The organism is Pseudarthrobacter sp. Hb11 (assembly GCF_059383655.1).
The window spans coordinates 427,756-450,360 of record NZ_JBWZCM010000001.1 but is presented as its reverse complement, the minus strand read 5'-3'; the positions used below and the strand labels follow the sequence as shown (position 1 = coordinate 450,360).

Here is a 22,605-nt window from a genome sequence, read left to right as displayed (position 1 = left end):
GCAGCGCGGCCGGGAACTGGTCGGCCAGCAGCAGCACGGCCGGAGGAATAACCAGGAGGCGTCATGGGCATCCACAACCACTCCGCCAGGTACGGCAGGTACACGGGCGGGCCGGACCCTCTTGCGCCGCCGGTTGACCTCGCAGAGGCGCTCGACGCCGTCGCCGAGGACGTGATGGCCGGCTACTCGCCCCGCCGTGCTCTGGAGGAGTTCCTGCGGCGCGGCGGCCGGAACCGGGAAGGCCTGGACGACCTCGCCCGGCGCGTCCAGCAGCGCCGCAGTGAGCTCCTGAACCGGCACCGGCTGGACGGCACCCTTAACGAGGTCCAGAAGCTGCTCGAGACGGCGGTGCTGGAGGAACGCAAGCAGCTCGCCCGCGACGCGATGATGGAGAACACAGACCGGGCCTTCCGGGAAATGCAGCTGCAGAACCTGCCGCAGTCCACGGCGGCCGCCGTGAACGAGCTCGCCTCCTACGACTGGCAGTCCAGCACCGCGCGCGAGGCCTACGAGCGGATCAAGGACCTGTTGGGCCGGGAAGTCCTGGACCAGCGGTTCGCCGGGATGAAGCAGGCGCTTCAAAACGCAACGGATGAGGACCGGGCGGGCGTGGCAGAAATGTTGCGGGACCTGAACGGGCTGTTGGACAAACATCGGCGCGGCGAGGACACCGACGCGGACTTCCAGCAGTTCATGGCACGGCACGGCAGCTTCTTTCCGGAAAACCCGGAGTCCGTCGAGGAGCTGATTGACGCTCTCGCCAAGCGCGCGGCGGCGGCCCAGCGGCTGTTGCAATCCATGTCCCCTGAACAGCGCGATGAGCTGATGCGGCTGTCCGCCCAGGCCTTCGGCTCGCCCGAACTGATGGCCCAGCTTGATCAGCTCGATTCGAGCCTGCGGGCCCTGCGCCCCGGCGAGGACTGGACCGGTTCCGAACGCTTCGAGGGCCAGGAAGGCCTGGGCCTGGGCGACGGCACCGGCGTGCTCCAGGACATCGCCGAACTGGACGGGCTGGCCGAACAGCTGTCCCAGTCCTACAACGGATCAAATCTCGGCGATCTGGACCTGGACGCCCTCGCCCGGCAGCTTGGACAAAACGCCGTCGTGGCCGCCCGCACGCTCGGGGAGATAGAGCGGGCCATGCAGGACGGCGGCTACCTCCGCCGGGGAGCCGACGGCGACCTCCGCTTGTCTCCGCAGGCGATGCGGCGGCTTGGCAAGTCCCTGTTGCGGGACACTGCGAAGCAGTTGTCCGGCCGGCAGGGGCGGCGGGACACGCGGGTGGCCGGGGCCGCCGGGGATCAGACGGGTTCCAGCCGCCAGTGGCAGTTCGGCGACGCCGAGCCGTGGGACGTCACTCGGACCCTGACCAACGCGATTCGACGCATCGCGGCGGACGGCGGAAACACTGCCGCAGGAGTGAACCTCACGGCGGCTGACATCGAGGTCAGCGAAACAGAGGCCCGCACCCAGGCCGCCGTCGTTTTGCTCGTTGATGTGTCGTTCTCGATGGCGGCCGAGGGCCGGTGGGTGCCGATGAAGCGCACTGCCCTTGCCCTGCATCACCTCGTCTCCACGCGCTTCCGGGGAGACCGCCTGGAGCTGATTACGTTCGGCCTTTACGCGCAGTCCATGGATATCGGCGGGCTGACGGCCCTGCCGGTGCGGCGGGAGCAGGGAACGAACCTGCATCACGGACTGCTGCTCGCCGGCCGTTTCTTCCGCCGGCACCCGTCCATGCAGCCCGTCCTCCTGGTGGTGACTGACGGCGAACCGACCGCGCATCTGCTGCCGGAGGGCGAACCGTGGTTCTGCTGGCCTTCGGACCCGGAAACCATCCGCGTCACCGTCGCTGAGCTGGACCGGCTCGGGCGGGCAGGAACGCAGGTCACGTTCTTCCGGCTCGGCGACGACCCGAGCCTTGAACGGTTCATCCAGCGCATGGCGCGGCGGGTCGGGGGCAGGGTGGCCGCGCCCGACGTCGGGGGGCTCGGGGCCGCGGTGGTGGGGGAGTACCTGCGGGCGCACTTCCGCGGGCGGGCTTTCGGCGAGACCGACTGGGTTACCTGAATGCCCTGCCCGGGGGCGTTGATTCAGTAGCGTGGCCTCACGCGTGCGCCTGCGTCGGCAGGGTGAGGATTTCGGCTCCGTCGTTGGTGATCGCGATCGTGTGTTCGCTGTGTGCTGTCCGGCAGCCTGTCGCGCTCCGGAGCGTCCACCCGTCGGGATCAGTGATGAGTTCAGCGGTGTCCGCCATGACCCAGGGCTCCAGTGCCAGCAACAGCCCGGGGCGGAGGGTGTATCCACGTCCGGGCCGTCCCGTGTTGGGGACGTGCGGGTCCTGGTGCATCGTTGATCCGATGCCATGGCCTCCGAACTGGGTGTTGACCGGGTAGCCTGCCTCGCTGAGGACCGTGCCGATGGCGTGGGAAATGTCACCGATACGGGCACCGGGGCCAGCGGCGGCTATCCCTGCGTACAGGGCGCGTTCGGTCGCGTTGATCATGGTGATGCTCTCCAGCGGCTTTGACCCGCCCACGATGAAGCTGATGGCAGAGTCTGCAGCCACCCCGTCTTTGGAGACGGCGAGGTCGAGCGTCAGCAGGTCGCCGTCGGCAAGCGTGTAGTCGTGCGGCAGTCCGTGCAGCACGGCGTCGTTGACGCCAGTGCAGATGTAGTGACCGAACGGCCCGCGGCCAAAGGACGGCGCGTAGTCGACGTAACAGGACACTGCTCCGGCCTCGACGATCATGGCCTTGGTCCACTGGTTGATGTCCAGGAGGTTGGTGCCCACCCTGCTCCGGCTCTTAAGTGCCTGCAAAATGTCAGCAACCAGGGCGCCTGCTTCTTTTGCCCGGTCCAGTTCGGCGGAGTTCAGGATCTCGATCATGCGGCGCCTTTCCCACGCACTGATAACTGTCCCGGCTATTATCCTCAATCCGGCAGTAGCCTGGTGGTCTGTCAGGGGAGGGTTTCCTCGGCCGGTCCCTTGTCCGGGTGCTCCGGTGACGAGCTGGCCCGGTCCGCCGGGGAGCCTTGCCGCCGGCTGGCCACCAGGAACGGAACCGCAAGGGTTTGGAAGATTCCCGCCAGGGCCAGCGACATCGGATAGCCGTACAGGTCAGCGCTCCTGCCGAGCACCGGCTGCACCACCACGCCCCCACTCGATCCCATCAGCGAGTCAAAGCTGAGCACGGTGGCGCGCTCCTTTGACGGGATCATGTCGTTTATATATGCCTGCCGCACCGGCATGGACGCGGAATCGATGACTGCCCACAACGTCAACAGGACCAAAGCCAGCCAGAACACCCGGGTAAAGCCGAGCACCACCAGAAGAAATGCACTGATACTGCCGCTGAGGATCAACACCGAAGTGCGCTTGCGGAACAGTCCTCGGACGTAGGGCGCGAGCCAGCCACCCACCACCTCCGCCCCGGCCACGATGGCGGCCGCAAGCCCGGCGATGGAATACGCGCGGGGATCGCCAAAGAGCTCCAGCAGGTATGGCTGCAGTGCATAGAAAACATAAATTCCGACGCCGGCGCTGAAGGGCGCGGCCAGCATCACGTAACGGACGGGGCGCACCTTGAAACCATGCTCGATCGAAGCGGACAGCACCGCCCGTGTTGCGCGCAACGGGTGCGTTGAGCGCTCGGGGGTGAATCCGACGTCGTGCATCAAGCCAAAGGCGGCCGCAAACATGGCCAGCAGCAGGCCCACCCGCACCAGGAACGGCACACCGAGGTCGGTGGCCTGGGCGATCACGCCACCGGCCACCGAGCCGGCGAGCATCGCGACGCCGGCAACCATCTGCCCCCGCCCGAACACGGCTTCCAGTCCGCCTTCATAGCCCGAGTAGCGCAGCGCATCAACGAGCCAGGCCTCAACCGCACCGGAGAAGAAGGTGAAACCCAGGCCAAGCAAAACCGACACCACAGCCCACAGCAGGAACGGGGCGGAGAACTGCCACAGCAGGTAGTAGAGGTACGTGGACCCCGCCAGCGTTACGGTGCCAAGCAGGAACGACACCCGGCGGCCCCAGCCGTCGGCGACGACTCCCGTGGGAACCTCGAAAATCACCATTCCCACGGTGAAAAAGGCGTTGGCAGCGAATGCCTCGAAATTGCTGAGGCCCGCGTCCAGCAGGAACAGCGTGTTGACGCCCCAGATGAACGACGCCGCAAGGGTATTGCCCAGCGTCAGCGTCAGATAGATGCGCTGGATCCTCCGGGCCGCGGCGTTCATCGGTTCGCCGGCCCGGCCCTTCCGTGCAAGGAACACGAGGCCATTCTCGCCCCGTATAGGCTCCTTGTGCCAGAGGCGACGCGCCGCGCCAGCCCCCGGGCAGCCGCATTCCATGTCAGGATCAGGGTATGCCTGACCGCCTGATGCTGCTGGATACCGCCTCCCTGTACTTCCGTGCCTTCTACGGCCTGCCCGATTCCATCCGCCGCGCCGACGGGACGCCCGTCAACGCTGTGCGCGGGCTCCTGGACATGATCGCCCGGCTGACGACGGACTACGGGGCGACGCACCTCATCGCATGTTGGGATGACGACTGGCGGCCGCAGTGGCGGGTAGACCTTGTCCCCACCTATAAGTCCCACCGTGTGGCGGAGGCCAATACGGACGCCCCGGACGTGGAGGTAGTTCCGGATGCCCTCGAGGCGCAGCTTCCCATGATCAGGCGCGTACTCGGCCTGGCCGGGATCGCCATCGTCGGTGCTGCCCACCACGAGGCCGACGACGTTGTGGGCACCTACGCCAGCCACGCCGACCTCCCTGTCGATGTGGTCACCGGGGACCGCGACCTCTTCCAGGTCTGCGATGACGCCCGCCAGGTGCGGGTGGTTTACACCGCGCGAGGCATGAAGAACCTTAAGATCATGACCGAATCCGTGGTGGTGGGGAAGTACCGCGTGCTGCCTCAGCAGTACGCCGATTACGCCACCCTGCGTGGCGACGCCTCAGATGGCCTGCCGGGTGTGGCCGGGATCGGGGAAAAGACAGCAGCGTCATTGCTCCTGAAGTACGGCACCCTCGAAAACCTGCTGAAAGCAGCAGCTGACCCGCGCGGGGGCCTGTCGTCACCTGTCCGGGCCAAGCTCGATGCCGCCGCCGATTACCTTATGGCCGCGCCCGCCGTCGTACGCCTGGTGCGGAACCTTGACCTGCCTTCACTGGAGGAAGCCGGCGCCCAGCTGCACCCCGTCACCGGGGAGGCGCGCGCAGAACTGGAACGCCTCGCCACTGAATGGAACCTCGGCGGATCGGTCATGCGGCTGCTCGACGCGCTGGACCGCACCAGGCCAAGCTGAAGGTTCAGCGCGCGTGCGGTTGACGCTGACCGTGGGCGCACTGGAGAAACTGTCCATTTCTTGAGCAAAAGTGACATGTTGGGCCGGCATTCCCCCCGTTAGGGTGGGCTTCAGTGGTTCAAGCAGCCGGGCCGCTCCATTTGGGGGATTGGAATGCTCATGGCTGACAGCCCGGACAGGCGCGGCAATGCCAACGGAGACGCAATGAAAAACGGTAGCGGCGACGCACCCGATGCGGACGATGCGGAACTGCAGGCGGATGCCCCTGCTGCCGCCCCCAAGGAAGAGTTCCGCCGTCCGCGCCTTTACGGCTACGACCCCGACCAATGGCCGGAGGTCAACTGATGCCGCCTTCTGCACGGGGATGTCCGGCCCCCCAGCAGACAAGCCAACCGGGGCGTGGCTAAGCTTGGTGTGTCCGGACCACCAGCCTGCTGACGAAAGCGCGGTGAGTGCAATGCCGAAGACGGGAAAGAACGACCACGCCCGCAAGGACGAGCTTCCCTCAACCCTGCAGCGCTCGGACCAGAAGGCGCAGGATACGTTCGCGAAAACCTACGATTCCGCCATGGAGTCCTACGACGATGACGAAAGCCGGGCCGCCCGCGCCGCCTACGCTTCCCTGAAGCACAGCTACGAAAAGGTGGGGGACCACTGGGAGCCCAAGGAGAAACGCGGCCCCTCGGATGAACGGGCGGAAAAAGGACCCGACGCAGTGGCGCCCACTGCCGGCGGCGTTGACGCCAACGCCTCCAAAAAACATTTGCTGGAGCGCGCGCGTGAATTGGACATTGGCGGCCGCTCAAAGATGGACAAGGACGAACTCGTCAAAGCGCTGCAAAAGGCAAACGAGGCCGCAACACGCAAGGCACGGGAAAAATAGACAACAACCAGGCAAAGACGCCAGGAGGTTCCGATGTCGGTCAAAGGCACCAAGGACGCAGCAGGCACCGCAGGACGGGGCGGGCCGGAAGGGCGCCCGGGCAACGGCTCTGCCGGCATCTCGCCGCGGGACCCGGCCACGGTCAGGAATGTGGCACTGGTCGGCCGCTCCGGTGCCGGCAAAACCACCCTTGTCGAGGCACTGCTTGAGGCCAACGGGATGATCACCCGGAAGGGCTCGGTGGTTGATGGCACCACCGTGAGCGATTCCGATCCCGCCGCCATCCACCAGCAGCGCTCCGTGGCGCTGTCAGTGGTCCCGCTGCCCGTGGCCGGGATGAAGATCAACCTCCTCGATACCCCCGGCTATCCTGACTTCATCGGCGAGCTCCGTGCAGGCCTTCGCGCCGCCGATGCCGTCCTTTTTGCCGTGTCAGCCGTTGACGGCGTGGATGCGGGCACCACCGCGATCTGGCAGGAGTGCCAGTACCTGGGGATGCCCCGCGCTGTGGTCATCACCCGGCTGGACCATCCCCGGGCTGATTACGAAGGCGTCCTGGCCGCCTGCCGGGCGGCGTTCGGCGACACGGTGCTTCCGTTGTACGTCCCCGTCAGTTCCGATGGGGACGTCAGCGGTCTCCTGGGCCTGCTGTCCGGGACAGTCTACGAATATTCGCCGGGCACCGCGGGTGCCACGGCACGCACCGGGGAGCCGCAGGAGATCGCGGCGGCCGATGCTGCACGGGCCGAGCTTATTGAGGGGATCATTGCCGAAAGCGAAGATGAGACGCTGATGGAGCGTTACCTTGGGGGCGAGGACATCGATGCCGGCGTCCTCATCGCGGACCTGGAAACCGCCGTCGCCCGCGGCTCCTTCTTTCCCGCGGTGCCCGCCTCGGCGCTCACCGGGCTGGGTACAGCGGAACTGCTGGAGCTGCTCACGACGGCGTTTCCCTCGCCGCCGGAACGCAGCCTGCCGCGGGCAACTGACCTGGCAGGAGCGCCCGTCCGCGCCCTTTCCTGCGACCCTGAGGGGCCGCTGGCGGGCGAGGTGGTCCGCACCACCGTGGACGCCTTCCTTGGCCGCGTCTGTTTGGTCCGGGTGTTTTCCGGCACGCTGCGCGGGGACACCCCCGTGCACGTGAGCGGACACGGGCTGGCGGACCGCGGACACCAGGACCACGACACCGACGAGCGCCTCACCCACCTCTACTCCCCGCTCGGAGCCACCCTTCGGCCCGTGCCCTTCTGTACTGCCGGCGACATCGCCGCCGTAGCCAAACTGGGCAGCGCCGAGACCGGGGACACCATTTCGGCCAAGGACCAGCCACTGCTGCTGGCCACGTGGGAGATGCCCGAGCCGCTGATGCCGGTTGCCATTGAAGCCGATTCCCATGGCGACGAGGACGCCCTTGCCCGCAGCCTGGGCAAGGTAGCTGCCGGCGACCCTACCCTCCGGGTGGAACGGAACTCCGAGACGCACCAGCTGATCCTCTGGTGCATGGGGGAGGCCCACGCCGAAGTGGTGCTGGACAGGCTGCGCGACCAGGGCGTGAAGCTGCACGCCGTGGACGTCGTGACGCCGCTGCGGGAAACTTTTTCAGCCCGCGCCGCAGGGCACGGGCGCCACGTCAAACAGTCCGGCGGCCACGGCCAGTATGCCGTCTGTGATATCGAGGTTGAGCCGCTGGCCAGGGGCACGGGCTTCGAATTCATCGATAAGACAGTGGGCGGCGTGATCCCCGGAACGTATATTTCTTCCGTTGAGAAGGGCGTGCGTGCGCAAATGCAGAAGGGTGTTGCTTCCGGCTTCCCGGTGGTGGATGTGCGCGTGACCGTGGTGGGCGGCAAGGCACACAGCGTCGACTCGTCGGACGCGGCCTTCCAGGCAGCCGGAGCCCTTGCTTTACGGGAAGCTGCTGCCGCAGGAAATATCCAACTGCTGGAACCTGTCTCGTCCGTGGCGATCAGCGTCCCGGACGAGCATGTGGGGACGGTGATGAGCGACCTTTCGGGGCGCCGCGGCCGGTTGACGGGCACCACCTCCTCCGGTGGGGACCGGACCGAGATCACGGCGGAAGTGCCGGACCAGGAACTGCTGAAATACGCGGTGGAACTGCGTGCCCTGACGGCAGGCACCGGCACCTTCAGCCGCCAGTACATCCGGCATGATCCCGTCCCCGGCAACCTGGCCGCTGCCGGGGCCGGCAGGTGATCCTGGGACTTCAAAAGGGTTATGGCGCTTGAAGGGTCAGGGTCTCTGCGGGGCGTGCTGCTCCACGCTGCTGGGCTTGATTTTCCTGGCAGCGATGGTGAGGGACGCGACGCGCTCCAGCTGCGGGTGGAGCTGGTCACCGCCCTCCACCACGCCTTTCTGCCACCAAAGGTCCATGCCTTCGGGCGTGACCTCAAGGCACGCCAGGTTGTTGTCGAACCACGGCCCCTTGATGCCCGACCATTTGTAAGGCGGGTCCGGAACCTTTGCCGAGCGCGCCGCCAAAGCACCCAGGGATGCCGAGAGCCCGTAGGACGAAAGGCCCGTGACGTATCGCATCAGCCGCGGCAGTGGGTTACGGATAGGAGAGCACACCGCTTGGATGATTCTGCTCCCGGTTGCCCGCCGCACTTCCGAGACGTAGGAGAAATGGACGTCCCCGGACAGGAACATCACTGTCTCCGGAGCGCTCCCGCGTTTGCCGTCGGCCACTTCGGCGGCCATGGCGGCCACTCGCTGAAAGCTCTTCTGGAAGGCTGCCCAGTGTTCCAGGTCCAAAGCCTGGCGCAGCTTTTCAGCGGCCTTGGCGGGCAGTTTTCCCCAGGCGCCCTCGGCAATGGCTTCATTCCAGGACTCCACGTAGTGCAGTCCCATCGGCAGGAGGAACGGCAGCGACGTGGCCACGAGCAGGTGCCGGAAACCGCCCCGCATGCAGTCATCAAGCCAGGCCATTTCCGAGTCGTCCAGCAGGGCCCGCCGGTCCGGAGAAAGATTACGCGCCGCGCGTGAGTCCAGCACAATCAGCCTGGTGTCACCAAAGTCCCGGCAGAGACTCCACCGGTAGGTCTCGGGGGCGGCATCGGCGCGTTCCACCAGTTGGTCCAGCTCGGCACTGATGTCCGGCTCGTCGTCGCCAGTGTGCCGGACCACCCGCTGCCACATGGCGTCCTGCGCCCGCTCCTGCGGGGAAAGGTTCCCCAGATGCTGGTAGACCCAGTACGAAGCCAGCCCCGAAACTACCCGCTCCTGCCACCACGGGGTTGCCGCCATCTCCTGCTTCCACGTTTGGGAGGAGTTCCAGTCATCCCGGATGTCGTGGTCATCAAAGATCATGGTGCTGGGAAGGGTGGATAACAGCCAACGGTTTGTGGGATCGGACCACGCCAGATTGTAAAGGTGGGCGTACTCTTCGTAGTCCTTGAGTTCCTTCCCTGGCGGCTCGTCGATGTCCCGCCGGGAGCGGATGAACTCCTGCATCTGTTTGCTGGTTGAGTCGGCGTAGACCTGGTCTCCGAGGAAAGCCACGAGATCGGGCCATGCCGTGCCGCCGTCGGATGCCATCCGCAGCGCATAGGCGCGCAGGGAGTCCACGCCGTGGCTCCGGTTGCCCGACGCATCGTGCGGAACGCTGGTGCGGCAGGAGCCGAAAGCCATCCGGAGTGGCTTGCCGGGGGCCAGGGTTGCAATTTTCGACGGCGGCAGGTCGGATTCCGGATCAGGCCACACCTGGGTCCCGTCAACCTCGAGAGTGTAGGGAGTGACAGTTCCCGGCTCCAGCCCGGTCACCTCCACCAGTGCGTAGTGGTGGCCGTGAACAGCGAAGGTGCGGGCCGCCCAGTCGTTTCCTCCCGCGCGGACCGTCACCTCCGAGGCGCTGTGCGTCTCCGCCCAGATGCTCGCCGAGGTTTCATCCACGTATCTCATCATGGGGCCGAGCACCAGGGGCGATGTCATGAATAAGTTGTACCCGTTCCGCGGCGGCGGCGCCATGGTCAGGAGCTGAGGGTGCCCCTGACGATGCTGACACTGGAGTGTGCCGGATTGCCGTCGAGCGGTTCATCGGAGATGTCCACGATGGGGTAGCCCGAGAGATCCAGCCCTGCCGGAACGTCGAAGCGGCCGGACGACGAGTTCATGATCCCCAGGCTCACCAACCGGGAAAGGTCCGGGGCAATGAGCCAGACTTCCTGGTAGCCCCGGGCCTCGGTCTTGTCCAGCTGCACCTCGATGGTCCGGGAACCGTCGCTGGTTTCGGTCACGGTGGCGGATCCCGTGGCGGAGAACCGGTCCAGCGGTTCCAGGCGCGCCGAGGCAAGCGGAACCGGGGCAACGGACTGGTTGACGGCGACAACAACCCCGGTGGTGATGACGACGGCGGCCGCGGCTGCTGCCACCCACGTGGCCGGCCGGCGGAGCCAGGCCACATTGTTGCGGGTCTTGACGGGCTCTGGTTCCGCAACGGGCGCTTCTTTAGCGCCGGCGGCTCCAAGCGGATCCGCCGCAACCGCCGCGGAGAGTCCCAGGGTCTGGTGGATCCCTTCCCACACGTTCGCGCCCGGACGCTCCAAAGAGCCGGCATCGGGGGTGGTCCGGACTGCGTTGACGGCCCGGCGCAGGGCAGCGTACTCGGCTGCGCATTCCTGGCAGGAGCGGAGGTGGTCGACGCTGCCGGCGTCAACGGGCTCGTCCAGGGCGAACAGGCTCAGGACTTCCGGGTCAAGGTGCTGCATGATCCACCTCCAATCTGTGTCTCAAGTGGCTAAGGCTGCGGCGGATGTGACTCTTGACCGTACCAAGGGGAAGGTTCAGTTGCCGTGAAATCTGGTCATGGGTCAGGTCGTCGTAAAACGCCAGGCGCATGATGGAACCCTGGGGTTCGCCGAGCCGGTTAAGCTCCCCGTCCAGCAGCAGCCGGTCGGCCAGGACTTCGGCGGAAGCGGAAGCCGCCGCATCCTCGGCCCCGGGCTGGAGTTCGGCGGCCGCCAGCACCTTGCGGCTTTCCCGGGCCGACGCGCTCAGGGCATCGGTGACGGCGTTCCGGGTGATGCCGACAATCCATGCGGGCAGTTCCGCCTTGTGGGGGTCGAAAGTGGACCGTGACTTCCAGACGCGGATAAAGACTTCCTGGGTGACGTCGTCGGCTGCGCTCCGGTTCCTCAGCGCCCGGAGCGCCAGTGTGTACACCAGGGGGGAGAACTGGCGGTAGGCCTCGGCGAGCGCGGTTTCGTCGCCGGCGGAGAAGGAGAGGTTAAGCTGCGGGTTCCAGCCGCCGAGGGCGGATGGGCGGGAAGCAGCCCTGCCCCTACCCTGCTCATCGCCGGAGGGCGCCTGGCCAGAAGGTGCCAAACCGGCCTCCTTCCCCTCCTCGGCGTTGAGTGCCAGGGCTGCGTAGCGGCTCATTCCAGTTCCGCAGTGACAATGACATTGTCACTGTAGTCCTGTTTCTCGTCCAGCCACCGGCCTCCGCAGGTCACGAGCTTGAGCTGGTGCGGCCCGTCGCGGCGGAAGAGCGAACCGCCGTCGAACTTGTCCTTGGCCATCAGCTCAACCGAGCGCACCCGGTAAATCAGTGCCGGTGCGCCGTGGCGTTCGACGGTGACGCGTGTACCCGCCGCCAGGCCCTTCAATTGCGAAAGGGGAGCCACATCCGAGGTGGTGTCCACGTGGCCCGCGACGACGGCTGCCCCGGCGGCTGCGCCAGGGGCAGGTCCATGCCGGTACCATCCGGCCTGGTCGAAGGCTTCGGGAATCTCCATCGCGCCGTCCGGAGAGACGCTGACGTCCACGATGTCCATGCTGATGGTGGTGCCCTCGACCGTCAGGAAGCGCGGTGCGGGGTCCCGGGGAGCGGCCGGGGCAGGCGTGGCCCGGCGCAGTGGAACGTCGGGCACCGCGGCGGGTGCGCTTGAGGCTGCAGGGGAAGCGGCCGGGGCGGCGGCACCGGAGGTTGCGGCGGTCGGGGCAGCTTCCGGCCCTGGCGTTGCCGGTGCGCCGCATCCGGACAGCAGGGCCACCGCTGTCAGGACGACGGCGGCCGTCGCCCTGCGCGCTGTGGCGGCTACAGGCGTGGCGGCCACGTCCGCAACGTTCGCGGTAACGCGGGTCTGTTGCGACGTCGTCGTGCTTCTCATTGAACTGCTCCCTCTGTCGGGCCTGCTGGAAATCCGCGGCCTCTTCCTGCCGGGAGGACGTCAAGGGCGGACGTGCCGAGCCCGGCCGACCGGAGGGGAATGCCGGTCGGCCGGGGTCTGGGGGTCAGCGCCGAGGGCTGGTCGCCCTGCCCACCTGTAGCCGTGAGCTCAGCTCACCCTGCGCATGGCCGCCGAACGGGAAGCCGCAGCCGCACCCAGCAGGAGTGCGATCCCTGCAACTCCAATGCCGGCAACTGCAATGGCCTGCCCCGTGGCTCCCTGGTCAGCAGCACCCGAACGTCCACCCGGTACAGCTCCCGGAGCCGAGTGCAGGCCCTCGATGGTCTGCACTGCGAGCTGCAGGTTCTGGTCCGTCAGGCTGCCCCAGGCGTACACGATGGTGTGGGTGCCTTCGGCGACCGTCACATCAGCCGGGCCGATCACTGGTTGAGTGGTCCCTGCTGCTGCCACAGCTGCCGGGATGGTCCCGGGATCCAGGGTCAGGGTCTGCTCTTTGGGGTTGGCCAGGTTGGAAATGACCGCGGAGCCGGCGGCCAGGACGTCGACGGCGGGAGCTGCAGCTGTGTGCCGGACGGTCAGCTTGCCCTTGCCGGGTTCAATTTGCGAGACGTCGTTGGTGAAGAGATTTGCCGTCGGCTTGCCGGCTGCGTCCAGGTTGGCCACCGCCGTGTAATTGCCGTTGGCAGCGAGGGTCACATCCACCGGGCCGATGACGGCAGCCGTTGCGTCCGCCGCGTCGGCGGCGGTGATGGCAAGGGCGTAGTTTCCGGCCGGAAGAGCCAGCGGACCGGCCAGCGTACCGGGAGTGAAGTCGTCCAGGGTCCTTTCGCCGTTGACCCAGACGTCAACTGTCAGGCCCGGGACTCCGTGCAGGACGGACAGCTGGGCATCTCCTTCCGCCGCTTGTGCCGGACCGGCGGAAGCCAGTGCTGCCGCGATTGCCACTGCTCCTGATGCGAAAATGCTGGTGCGCATGATTTCTCCTTCTGCGGCCCGCTGAGCGGGCGGTTTTTGCTTACACCCCTACTACCGGCGGCGAAGCCCATCTGGATGCAGATGCATGGAAAATTCCTGAAATAGATTTCAGCGGCTGCTGGAGGTGGACAGCTCCCCGCATTACGGCGGATGTACCGGCATGACCCTCCATTTCCGTCCGCGTCCGTTCATTGCACAGCGGTTGTATTGGAAGAAGGGCTGATGGTTTGGTGAGGTAACGATTCAACGAGAGGGCAATCCATGACGGGCACCGCAGATCTTGCTCCGCGCCGGCTTCGGGACATCTTTGGAGCTTTTGCCACCGGTTTGACGGTGATCACCAGCACCACTGAGGACGGGCCGGCGGGGTTTACCTGCCAGTCGTTTGCAGCGCTGTCCCTCGAGCCGGCACTCGTGACCTTTAGTCCCGCCAGGACCTCAAGTACATGGCCGGTGCTGCGGCAGGCGGGGTCCTTTGCCATCAACATCCTCCCCGCAGAGCACCAGTACCTTGCGGGGCAGTTCGCCAAGTCGGGAAAGGACAAGTTTGCCGGCGTGGGTTACTCAGCCTCGCCGCTGGGCAACCCCGTCCTTGACGATGCCCTGGCCTGGATCGACTGCAGGCTCCATGCGGAGTACGACGGCGGTGACCACACCATTGTGGTGGCTGCCGTCCGGCATCTGAGCGCACGGCACGACGCCGAGCCGCTGTTGTTCTTCAAGGGCCGCTACGCCGGGATTGCACCGGCCGGCTACCTGCTCGAGGCGGCCCGCTAGACTCAGGCCGCGGATGCCCTCTGAACCACCCCAAGGCGGGCAGCCTGCCGGGGTCGACTCATGGGGGATGGTTCTTGCTTCACCGGGATCAGGTAGTAAGCTTGCTGATCAATACTAGTAAGCTTGCTGATTAAATGAGGATAGGAGTAGGGCCATGGGCACAGTTCTTGCTGCCGCCACGGCGCTGGCGGTGACCACTGCTGGAGCAGCCGCGGCTCTGAGTGCCCCCTTTGGCGCTGCCGGGAATGGGGGCCAGTATCTTGCCGGCCATGTGCTGTTGGGGCTGGGCCTCGGCTACTCAATCGCCATCCTGCTGCGGAACGCAACGAGACGCCTTGTGACCGGACGTTCCGCAGACCAGGAGAAAGCGGGTGCCGTACCGGCGCCTGCACACATGGCCACGGTCACCGTACTGCCTGCGAGGCCCCCGGCGATGGCACCGCTGCGGGGCAGGCATGCCGCCTAAAACGCAGCCTCCGCATGATACTCAAGACGGCAAACAGCGCCCGAAGCGCCTTCGCTACTGGCGGGCCGCCGCCGCGCTGACGGCAGCGGCCGGCCTTGCGGCGGCCCTGGTTGCTGCCACCCCGCTCCTGCGGCCCGCTGATTCGGATGAAGCCACGCTCCGCGGACTGCAGGTACGGGTCCTGACCATCAGCCAGGCTGCAGCTGAAAACCGAATGGACGGTGCCTTGGCGTCGTTGGAGGCGCTGGAGAAGGACCTGAACGACGCCGCCGGGCAGGGGCGGATTTCCTTGTCCAGGTACCGGGGAATTGAGGCAGCCGTGGAGTCGGTCCGTGCGGACATCACCCGCCAAGTCGCAGCAGTGTCGCCGGCCGTGGCACCCACGAGGGGCACCGCCAAGCCCCCTGCGGCGTCAACGGGGGGTGCCGCTGATACCTCCGCGGCTCCAGAGCCCGCCCAGGTTTTGCAGCCAGTCCAGGTTGAGCCCCAGGCACCCGTCATAGTTCCCGCCCCTGTTCCTGCGCCCGTCCAGCAAGCACCGGTCCTGCCGCAACCCGCAAAGGAAGCCAACGGCAAGGGCAAGGGCAAGGGGCAGGGAAAGCCGTAGGCGAACTTCCGGGCACAATGGACGGATGACTTCACGGGGCAGGCAGCAGCAGCCAACCGCCGGTAAACCCTTTGACATCGGGGTTATCGGCGCAGGCCTGGCCTTTGCAAACTCGGCGGGAAGACTGACCGAAGCCCTCCCCGGCCGCAGCGAAGGCGGTTCGCGCGCCGCTGTAGTGCAGGCGCCGCCAGGGACCGGGAAAACCACTCTCGTTCCGCCGCTGCTCGCGAATTTCACGGCGAAGGGTACCGGGCGCGTGGTGGTCACGCAGCCACGCCGGGTTGCTGCCCGTGCTGCGGCGCGCCGTCTCTCGGTCCTGGATGGCAGCCGGTTGGGCAGCCGGGTCGGGTATACGGTGCGCGGTGAGCGGCAGGCCACTTCCGAAACGCTCATCGAGTTCGTGACGCCCGGCATCCTGCTGCGCCGCCTCCTGTCCGACCCCGGCCTCGACGGGGTAGCCGCCGTGGTCCTGGACGAGGTCCACGAACGGGGGCTTGAGACCGATCTGCTCATCGGCATGCTCGCCGAGGTCCGGGAACTGCGCGCGGACCTCACCGTCGTCGCCATGTCCGCAACCCTCGACGCGCCCCGGTTCGCCGCCCTGCTCCGTACCGACGACGGGATCCCGGTTCCCGTCGTGGACAGTCCCTCGGTGCTCCACCCACTGGAGACGGAGTGGCGGCCTGCTGCGGGAGCCCGCCTCGACGGCAGGGGAGTCGCACCCGCCTTCCTCGACTACCTTGCCGCCACAGCGGCAGAGGCATTCACGCTTGCGCTCAGCGAAGACAGCTCAACGGATGCCCTGGTCTTCGTCCCCGGTGCGCGGGAGGTCTCCCGGGTGGCGGCAGGGCTCCGCAACCGGCTGGGACCGGCCGTCGATGTCCTTGAACTTCATGGGCAGGTGGGTCCGGCCGAGCAGGACCGCGCGGTTTCGGGCCGGGTAACCGGCGGCCGTGCCAGGATCATCGTATCCACCGATCTCGCTGAGTCCTCCCTTACTGTCCCGGGAGTCCGTCTGGTCATCGACTCCGGCCTCACCCGGGAGCCGCGGCGCGACGCCGGCAGGGGCATGAGCGGACTGGTGACCGTTTCCTGCTCCCGTGCCTCTGCGGATCAGCGCGCCGGGCGCGCAGCACGCCAGGGTCCGGGGAGGGTGGTCCGCTGCTACGACCAGCAGGCCTTCGGTGCCGCCCCGGCCCACGTAACGCCGGAAATTAAGGTGGCCGACCTGACAGCGGCGGCGCTGCTCCTTTCCTCCTGGGGTTCCCCGCGCGGATTGGGGCTCGCCCTGCCCGACCAGCCGCCACAGCAGGCAATGGACGAGGCGATGGAGGTCCTGCGCGAACTTGGTGCAGTGACAGAGGACGGCCTGCCCACCGCCAAGGGAAGGCTCCTGGCGACCATTCCGGCTGATCCCCGGCTGGCCCGGGCCCTGCTTGACGGGGCGGCATTCGCGGGACACGTGCCGGCCGCGGAAGCAGTGGCACTGGTGACGGGTGACTACCGTGCTCCCGGCGCTGACCTGACCCGCCTGCTGTCCCAGATGCGGAACGAAACAGGGCCGGAAGCGCGGCGCTGGACTGAAGAAACCCGCCGCCTGGCAGCCCTGGCGAAGCAACGCGCCCTTTCCGCTACTGCCCCGCCGCCCGCGACGGTCACGGGCGCGGCGGTGGTGGGCGCCGTCGTCGCACTCGCCTTCCCCGACCGGGTGGCACGCAGGGTGGAAGGGGACGTCCCCAACCGCTACCTCCTGTCCTCCGGGACCCGCGCCGGATTGCCCGCCGGCAGCCCACTGTCCGGCCATGAATGGCTGGCGGTGGCGGAAGTGACGCGGGCCGACGGGAGGGACTCTGCCGGAACCGGCGCCGTTATCCGCTCGGCGGCGCCGCTCTCACCCCAACTGGCGGAGGTTGCCGCGTCGCACCTCCTCACTGACGCCGTCGAGGCGCAATTTACGGCCGGCCGCGTCTCGGCCCGGAGGGTGCGGCGCCTGGGCGCGATCGTCCTGGCGTCGACGCCGGTCCGGCCACCACCTGCCGAGGGGCGCGCGGCCGTAGCGGGCGCACTGCAGAAGGAAGGCCTTGGCGTCCTTGGCTGGTCGACGGCGGCCGACGCTTTGCGCCGCCGTCTGGCCCTCCTGCACCGCGGGCTGGGTGCGCCGTGGCCGGACGTTGCCGATCAGGCGCTGCTTCTGCGGCTGGAGGAATGGCTGGGACCGGAACTTGAAGCCCTCGCCGGCGGAGCAGCCGCACGCGCCATCGACCTCGGCGATCCGCTGCGCCGTTTGCTGCCCTGGCCCGAGGCGGCCAGGCTCGAAGACCTAGCCCCGGAGTGGCTCAAGGTGCCAAGCGGATCGCGTATCCGGATTGAGTACCCTGACGTTGCCGACGACACTGGGCGGCCGGTGGTGGCCGTCAAGCTGCAGGAGTGCTTTGGATGGGCAGCGACACCGCGGCTGCTGAACGGCCAGGTACCGGTCCTCTTCCACCTGCTGTCGCCGGCCCGGCGGCCCCTGGCCGTAACGGATGATCTGACGTCGTTCTGGTCCGGCCCCTATGCGCAGGTCCGGGCCGAAATGCGCGGCCGCTACCCCAAGCATCCCTGGCCCGAGGACCCCTGGACGGCCCCGGCCACCGCACACGTCAAGCGGAGGAAATAGCCACCCAAAGGGCGGATCCCGGCTTGATGGAGGGCGGCGTGAGATCTCCGATACACAGTCGAAACCTCGCGTCGATGGACTGAAACAACCGATGGCTAGGCTCGGTTCCACCTGGACGACGTTGTCCACACCCCGACTCGAAGGACGTGCAGATGTTTCTCCTCACCAGCCTCAACCTTTTGCTCGACGGCCAGCGTAATGATGACAGCCGATCCTACAGCGGTGGCGACGGAAAGTCGGATTCCCCACAAGGACAGTTGAGCTCCGCCGCGTGGGAAGGCTGGTGGCAGAACGACGTTGTGTAACGGCCGCCTGGCCGTGCTCCGCGTGGCACCTGCCCGGCGGCCCTCATCAGGAGTGGTCGCGGATAAAGGTGGCCACCGGCGCGGCGAGGGAGGCGCCCACTTCGTCAGCAGTACGTTTCAGGCCGGCGACAACGAAGGAATGGTCGCCGCCCTCCATCCACTGAAGAACGGCGTTGTTCCCGATCCGTGACACCACGCCCGCCAGGATCTCCGCTGTGGCGAACGTGTCACGGCTGCCCTGCAGGAACAACATGGGCGCCGTGAGCCCGTACAGGTGCTCGTCCCGCAGCTTGTCAGGTTTGCCCGGCGGATGCAGGGGATAGCCCAGATACACGAGCCCGGCGGCTTCCATCCCGTCGGCCACCGCCATGGATGCCATCCGTCCGCCAAAGGACTTGCCGGCAGCCCATATCGGGCCGGCGTCGTTATGGACTGCTGCCCGCTCCGCCGCCACGGCCATGGCAGTACGCCACGTGGCTATCGCCACCGGCGGCCGGTCGGGAAATTTCCGGCCTGCTTCCCGATACGGAAAGTTGAACCGCAGCGTGGCTGTCCCCAGCTCATTCAGCGCTGATGTAAACCCGCGTAGGAACGGGTGCTCCATGCCGGCCCCGGCTCCGTGGGCCACCACGACGGTTGCGGACGGGTTATCCGGGCGGGCGTACGCAGCAGTGACAGTAACGTCGCCCACCGCGAGGGTCAGGGGCACTTCTGAGACGGGCATGCCTCCATCATGCCGGACCCGGCGGGCCAAATCCGTTCGCGTTCCGTGGCCGGGGTGTAGGTTGTCCCCATGGCGAGCGAACAGACCACCATCACGGTTCCGGGCCCCCACGGTGAGCGCGAGATGCGCATTTCCAGTCCCAGCAGGGTGCTCTGGCCGGACCTCGGTATCACTAAACTCGACCTTGCACGCTATTTCGTCGACGTAGGGGAGGCGTTCATCGCCGCCAACGGCGACAGGCCGGTGGCGCTGCAGAGGTACAAGGACAACGTTGATGGCGAGATGTTCTTCTCCAAGAATCCGCCCAAAGGAACCCCCGAGTTCATCCGGACGATGAAGGTGGTCTTTCCGAGCGCCCGTTCCCATCCGATGCTCGTGCTGGACGAACCTGCCGCGCCCATCTGGGCGGTCCAGATGAACACCATCGTGTTCCACCCCTGGCCCTCCCGTACCGCGAACACGGACAACCCGGACCAGTTGCGCATCGACCTGGATCCGCAGCCCGGCACGGATTTCGACGATGCCGTCCCCGCCGCGCTGGTGCTTAAGGAAGTCCTGGCCGAGGCCGGGCTTACCTGCTTCATCAAGACCTCCGGCAACAGGGGACTGCATGTGTACGCGCCCATCGAGCCCGCCCGCGAGTTCCTTGACGTGCGGCATGCCGTCATTGCGGCCGCCCGGGAAGTGGAACGCCGGATGCCGGAGAAAGTCACTACCGCGTGGTGGAAGGAAGAACGGGGAGAAAAGATTTTCCTCGACTTCAACCAGGCCAACCGTGACCGCACCATCGCCGGCGCCTACAGCCCGCGGGCGCTCCCGCACGCCTCGGTGTCATGCCCCATCTCCTGGGATGAGCTGGAGACTGCCGACCCTAAGAACTTCACCATTCTCACCGTGCCGGACCGGCTGAAGACCGTGGGGGACCCCTGGGCGGACATGAACAGCAACCCGGGAAAGATCGACACGCTGCTGGAGTGGTGGGACCGGGATCTTAAGGACGGCCTCGAGGAGATGCCCTTCCCGCCCGACTACCCAAAGATGCCGGGGGAGCCGCCGCGGGTACAGCCCAGCCGTGCCCGGAAGCAGGATTAGCGACTGGAAGCAGGTTTAGCGGGCCTATTCGAAGCGGGACGGGTCACCCGTCCCGCGCCGGACCACCTCTGCCACGCCGCTGGAAAAATCCACCACCGTGGTGGGTTCGGATCCGCAGTCGCCGGCGTCGATGACGGCGTCCACCTGGTGGTCCAGGCGCTCCTTGATTTCCCAGCCCTGGGTCAGCGGGTCCTCCTCGTCCGGCATCAGCAGGGTGCTGGAGAGCAGCGGCTCGCCGAGCTCGGCCAGCAGGGCCTGCACTACACGGTTGTCCGGGATCCTGACGCCCACAGTTTTCTTTTTGGGATGCAGCAGGCGCCGCGGAACTTCTTTGGTGGCCGGCAGGATAAAGGTGTAGCTCCCCGGAGTTACGGACTTGATGCTGCGGAAGACGTCGTTGCCGATGTTCACAAATTGCCCCAACTGGGCGAAGTCCCGGCAGACCAGCGTGAAGTGATGCTTGCTGTCCAGCCGGCGGACGGCCCTGATCCGGTCCAGTGCGTCCTTGTTGCCCAACTGTGCCCCCAGCGCATAGCAGGAGTCCGTAGGGTAGGCGATCAGCCCGCCGTCGCGCACTATCCGTACTGCCTGGGTGATGGCGCGGGGCTGGGGATCCTGGGGATGAACGTCAAAGTATCTGGCCATGCACCCGAGCCTACGTTCCCCGCCCGGCCGCCGCACGCATTCGCGGCCGGGGCGTACCCCACCAGCCAATAGGGGCAGCCGCCCCCTACCCGGAGGGCAGTCACTTGGGGCAGGATGTTGTCTGGTTCCATCCCTTTCGGTACGACTCAAGGAGATCCAGCCATGCCCACCACCCTCAACCCGTACCTCGGGTTCCGCGACAATGCCCGCGAAGCCATGAACTTCTACCAGTCGGTTTTCGGCGGCGAGCTGACGCTCAGCACCTTCGGTGAGTTCCAAGCCAGTGAGGACCCTGCGGAGGCGGAGAAAATCATGCATGCCATGCTGACCACCACCCAGGGCCTGGTGCTGATGGGTGCGGACACGCCTAACGGCATGGAGTTCAGCGGAGGGTCGTCCATCTCCATCTCGCTCAGCGGTGATGACGAAACGGAACTCCGCGGCTACTACGAAAAGCTCAGCGGCAACGGCGGCAACGTTACTGTGCCCATGGAGCAGGCACCGTGGGGAGACGTCTTCGGAATGTGCACTGACCGCTTTGGTGTGGCCTGGCTGGTAAACGTCAACAACCCGCAGGCAGCCGGGTAGCCCCCCGGGCAGTGCTTCCTTGAGGAGGGGCGCCACGCAGTGCGAGGATGTATGCGTGGAGTCCCTCTTCGAGATCCTTGACGATAAATGGTGGCTCGTTTTCCCCGCCCTGGCTTTTGCCGGTCACTGGGCGAACTCGTGGCGCAAGGCCACGGACCGCCGGCACCAGCGGAAGGTGGAGCTGTACAAGCTCAGGAACCAGACACGTGAGGCGGAAAGAGCCTCTGCCGCGGAGGTCGAGTCACTGATAGCCGCCCATGATGCCACCAACAAGCGCTGGCTGGACTACGAACTCGACGTGGGCAAACTAATCGATTTCCCGCTCATGACAGACGTGCGGGAACCCCTGACGGTGGCGTTCCTCCGGGCAAAGCGAGAAGCTGACGGGCTTCGGCCGGTATCAGCAGCGGACATAACGTCGCACTCCCGCCTCGAGGCGTACCGGAACGCGGTGGATGGTTTCAGCGTGGCGCTGGACGTGGCCGAGCGTGAAGCCAGGCGCATCAGGGACAGCAAGTTCTCCGGGCCCGAGCGGGCGCGGCTTGCCACCGCCCGGCAGTTGCTGAAAATCGCGGAAAACCATGCCGCCACGCCGGCAGAACGCCAGGCCGCGTACAAGCGGGCCCGCCGGGAGCTGGACGGCCTCATCGTGCTGCCCGACGTGACAGTGGCGGCTCTTGAGGACAAGATCGCACCCATGCTGGACCCCGGCGCGCGGCCCTCAGATTCCCACCACGGCTGATCAGCCGGGAGACGCCGTGGCCGTCTGCACGTTCTACCTCGACGTCGACGGCGTCATCTGTCCTTTCGGTCCCGAAGGGCGCAACGGCTGGGGAACCCCGTGGAGGCGTGCTGACGCCGGCCTGTTGCCGGTGGCGTTCGCGGGTGAGCTCGTGAAGGAATTGAACAGCCTGGCTGCATTGCCGGAGTTGCGGTGCGTCTGGCTGACGAGTTGGGAGGAACTGGCGCCCCAATACCTTTGTCCGGCCATCGGCCTGGACGGTGGCCGCTGGCCCTTCCTGGCAGCTGAAGGTTCCGGTAGCGGACCCGAATGGTGGAAGCTCCGTGCCATCCAGGCCGACGTTGAAGCGACGGGACCCGCTGCTGTTGCCTGGGCGGATGACCAGCTTGCATTCGAGGCGGAAGCCCAGGCCTGGGCGGCGGTCATGGGCAGGCGCTTGCTCACGCTGTCGCCGAACCCCAGGTGCGGAATCGAGCCGGCGGAACTGGAGCGGATACGGTCGTTTCTGCAAGGACCGTTGTTTTGACCTCATGCCGGGTACGCGTACGATCGATAGGGTTTCACGCCGGTTGTGTTAACAGCGCAGGTCATTCCAAGCAAACAGCTGGTGAATTATGCTGTGCAAGGCAGCCGGGGGAAAGAAACTGCTGAACGTCGACTCTGCAGATTGGGCAACAG

23 protein-coding genes are annotated in these 22,605 nt (G+C 66.6%); 14 read left to right on the top strand and 9 right to left on the bottom strand.

Annotated elements, in window-relative coordinates:
* The first annotated feature begins 63 nt into the window (after window positions 1–63).
* On the top strand, window positions 64–2,070 hold the full coding sequence (locus AC50X7_RS02120; RefSeq protein WP_494977536.1) for a vWA domain-containing protein: 2,007 nt from the start codon (window positions 64–66) through the stop codon (window positions 2,068–2,070).
* Between the two features lie 37 nt (window positions 2,071–2,107).
* Here the strand turns inward: AC50X7_RS02120 and map are convergent, their stop codons facing one another.
* The gene (gene map, locus AC50X7_RS02115; protein WP_494977535.1) at window positions 2,108–2,890 is read right to left on the bottom strand and encodes a type I methionyl aminopeptidase; all 783 of its coding nucleotides are present in this window, start codon (window positions 2,888–2,890) and stop codon (window positions 2,108–2,110) included.
* Between the two features lie 71 nt (window positions 2,891–2,961).
* Window positions 2,962–4,245, bottom strand: coding sequence for an MFS transporter (locus AC50X7_RS02110; RefSeq protein ID WP_494977823.1), 1,284 nt, complete (start codon window positions 4,243–4,245; stop codon window positions 2,962–2,964).
* Window positions 4,246–4,373: 128 nt separating this feature from the next.
* On the opposite strand from AC50X7_RS02110, the gene AC50X7_RS02105 reads away from it, so the two are divergent.
* The 4 genes from AC50X7_RS02105 to AC50X7_RS02090 all read left to right on the top strand — a co-directional run bounded on the left by AC50X7_RS02105 (window position 4,374) and on the right by AC50X7_RS02090 (window position 8,415).
* A complete protein-coding gene (locus AC50X7_RS02105) occupies window positions 4,374–5,318 on the top strand; it encodes a 5'-3' exonuclease (protein ID WP_494977534.1) in 945 nt (314 codons plus the stop codon).
* 204 nt (window positions 5,319–5,522) lie between these two features.
* Window positions 5,523–5,663 (top strand): hypothetical protein, encoded by a 141-nt coding sequence (locus AC50X7_RS02100; protein WP_494977533.1) that lies wholly within the window; start codon window positions 5,523–5,525, stop codon window positions 5,661–5,663.
* A gap of 112 nt (window positions 5,664–5,775) precedes the next feature.
* Entirely contained in the window at window positions 5,776–6,201 is a 426-nt protein-coding gene (locus tag AC50X7_RS02095) for a ChaB family protein (protein ID WP_494977532.1), read from the top strand.
* Between the two features lie 33 nt (window positions 6,202–6,234).
* Window positions 6,235–8,415, top strand: coding sequence for an elongation factor G-like protein EF-G2 (locus AC50X7_RS02090; RefSeq protein WP_494977531.1), 2,181 nt, complete (start codon window positions 6,235–6,237; stop codon window positions 8,413–8,415).
* 36 nt (window positions 8,416–8,451) lie between these two features.
* Here AC50X7_RS02090 and AC50X7_RS02085 read toward each other — a convergent pair whose 3' ends face one another.
* The 5 genes from AC50X7_RS02085 to AC50X7_RS02065 form a co-directional block, all read right to left on the bottom strand.
* The gene (locus AC50X7_RS02085) at window positions 8,452–10,149 is read right to left on the bottom strand and encodes an alkaline phosphatase D family protein (protein WP_494977530.1); all 1,698 of its coding nucleotides are present in this window, start codon (window positions 10,147–10,149) and stop codon (window positions 8,452–8,454) included.
* A gap of 38 nt (window positions 10,150–10,187) precedes the next feature.
* Entirely contained in the window at window positions 10,188–10,925 is a 738-nt protein-coding gene (locus tag AC50X7_RS02080) for an anti-sigma factor domain-containing protein (RefSeq protein WP_494977529.1), read from the bottom strand.
* Complete coding sequence (locus AC50X7_RS02075; protein ID WP_494977528.1) at window positions 10,912–11,595, bottom strand: RNA polymerase sigma factor; 684 nt, start codon at window positions 11,593–11,595, stop codon at window positions 10,912–10,914. Before AC50X7_RS02075 ends, AC50X7_RS02080 begins: the two co-directional genes overlap by 14 nt.
* Window positions 11,592–11,990 (bottom strand): class F sortase, encoded by a 399-nt coding sequence (locus tag AC50X7_RS02070; RefSeq protein ID WP_494977822.1) that lies wholly within the window; start codon window positions 11,988–11,990, stop codon window positions 11,592–11,594. The genes AC50X7_RS02075 and AC50X7_RS02070 overlap by 4 nt, the downstream gene beginning before the upstream one ends.
* A gap of 504 nt (window positions 11,991–12,494) precedes the next feature.
* Window positions 12,495–13,322, bottom strand: a complete 828-nt coding sequence (locus tag AC50X7_RS02065) for a DUF4397 domain-containing protein (RefSeq protein ID WP_494977527.1) — start codon at window positions 13,320–13,322, stop codon at window positions 12,495–12,497.
* A gap of 261 nt (window positions 13,323–13,583) precedes the next feature.
* Here AC50X7_RS02065 and AC50X7_RS02060 point away from each other — a divergent pair, with 261 nt between their 5' ends.
* The 5 genes from AC50X7_RS02060 (at window position 13,584) to AC50X7_RS02040 (ending at window position 18,136) form a co-directional block, all read left to right on the top strand.
* On the top strand, window positions 13,584–14,099 hold the full coding sequence (locus AC50X7_RS02060) for a flavin reductase family protein (protein WP_494977526.1): 516 nt from the start codon (window positions 13,584–13,586) through the stop codon (window positions 14,097–14,099).
* Window positions 14,100–14,253: 154 nt separating this feature from the next.
* A complete protein-coding gene (locus AC50X7_RS02055) occupies window positions 14,254–14,565 on the top strand; it encodes a hypothetical protein (RefSeq protein ID WP_494977525.1) in 312 nt (103 codons plus the stop codon).
* On the top strand, window positions 14,555–15,172 hold the full coding sequence (locus AC50X7_RS02050; RefSeq protein WP_494977524.1) for a hypothetical protein: 618 nt from the start codon (window positions 14,555–14,557) through the stop codon (window positions 15,170–15,172). The genes AC50X7_RS02055 and AC50X7_RS02050 overlap by 11 nt, the downstream gene beginning before the upstream one ends.
* Before the next feature lie 25 nt (window positions 15,173–15,197).
* On the top strand, window positions 15,198–17,831 hold the full coding sequence (gene hrpB / locus AC50X7_RS02045) for an ATP-dependent helicase HrpB (RefSeq protein WP_494977523.1): 2,634 nt from the start codon (window positions 15,198–15,200) through the stop codon (window positions 17,829–17,831).
* Between the two features lie 152 nt (window positions 17,832–17,983).
* Window positions 17,984–18,136 (top strand): hypothetical protein, encoded by a 153-nt coding sequence (locus tag AC50X7_RS02040; protein WP_494977522.1) that lies wholly within the window; start codon window positions 17,984–17,986, stop codon window positions 18,134–18,136.
* Between the two features lie 46 nt (window positions 18,137–18,182).
* Here the strand turns inward: AC50X7_RS02040 and AC50X7_RS02035 are convergent, their stop codons facing one another.
* Entirely contained in the window at window positions 18,183–18,860 is a 678-nt protein-coding gene (locus tag AC50X7_RS02035) for an alpha/beta hydrolase family protein (protein ID WP_494977521.1), read from the bottom strand.
* Window positions 18,861–18,929: 69 nt separating this feature from the next.
* On the opposite strand from AC50X7_RS02035, the gene ligD reads away from it, so the two are divergent.
* The gene (ligD, locus tag AC50X7_RS02030; protein WP_494977520.1) at window positions 18,930–19,952 is read left to right on the top strand and encodes a non-homologous end-joining DNA ligase; all 1,023 of its coding nucleotides are present in this window, start codon (window positions 18,930–18,932) and stop codon (window positions 19,950–19,952) included.
* Between the two features lie 24 nt (window positions 19,953–19,976).
* Here the strand turns inward: ligD and AC50X7_RS02025 are convergent, their stop codons facing one another.
* Window positions 19,977–20,597, bottom strand: coding sequence for an L-threonylcarbamoyladenylate synthase (locus tag AC50X7_RS02025; RefSeq protein WP_494977519.1), 621 nt, complete (start codon window positions 20,595–20,597; stop codon window positions 19,977–19,979).
* Window positions 20,598–20,759: 162 nt separating this feature from the next.
* Between AC50X7_RS02025 and AC50X7_RS02020 the strand changes: the two genes are divergently transcribed.
* Genes AC50X7_RS02020 through AC50X7_RS02010 form a run of 3 tightly spaced genes read left to right on the top strand, consistent with a single transcriptional unit; the run spans window position 20,760 to window position 22,453 of the window.
* Window positions 20,760–21,185: a VOC family protein gene (locus AC50X7_RS02020; protein ID WP_494977518.1), complete on the top strand. Its 426-nt coding sequence runs from the start codon at window positions 20,760–20,762 to the stop codon at window positions 21,183–21,185.
* A 55-nt stretch (window positions 21,186–21,240) separates the two neighbouring features.
* Window positions 21,241–21,927, top strand: a complete 687-nt coding sequence (locus AC50X7_RS02015) for a hypothetical protein (RefSeq protein WP_494977517.1) — start codon at window positions 21,241–21,243, stop codon at window positions 21,925–21,927.
* Between the two features lie 16 nt (window positions 21,928–21,943).
* Complete coding sequence (locus AC50X7_RS02010) at window positions 21,944–22,453, top strand: HAD domain-containing protein (RefSeq protein WP_494977516.1); 510 nt, start codon at window positions 21,944–21,946, stop codon at window positions 22,451–22,453.
* Window positions 22,454–22,605: the final 152 nt, after the last annotated feature.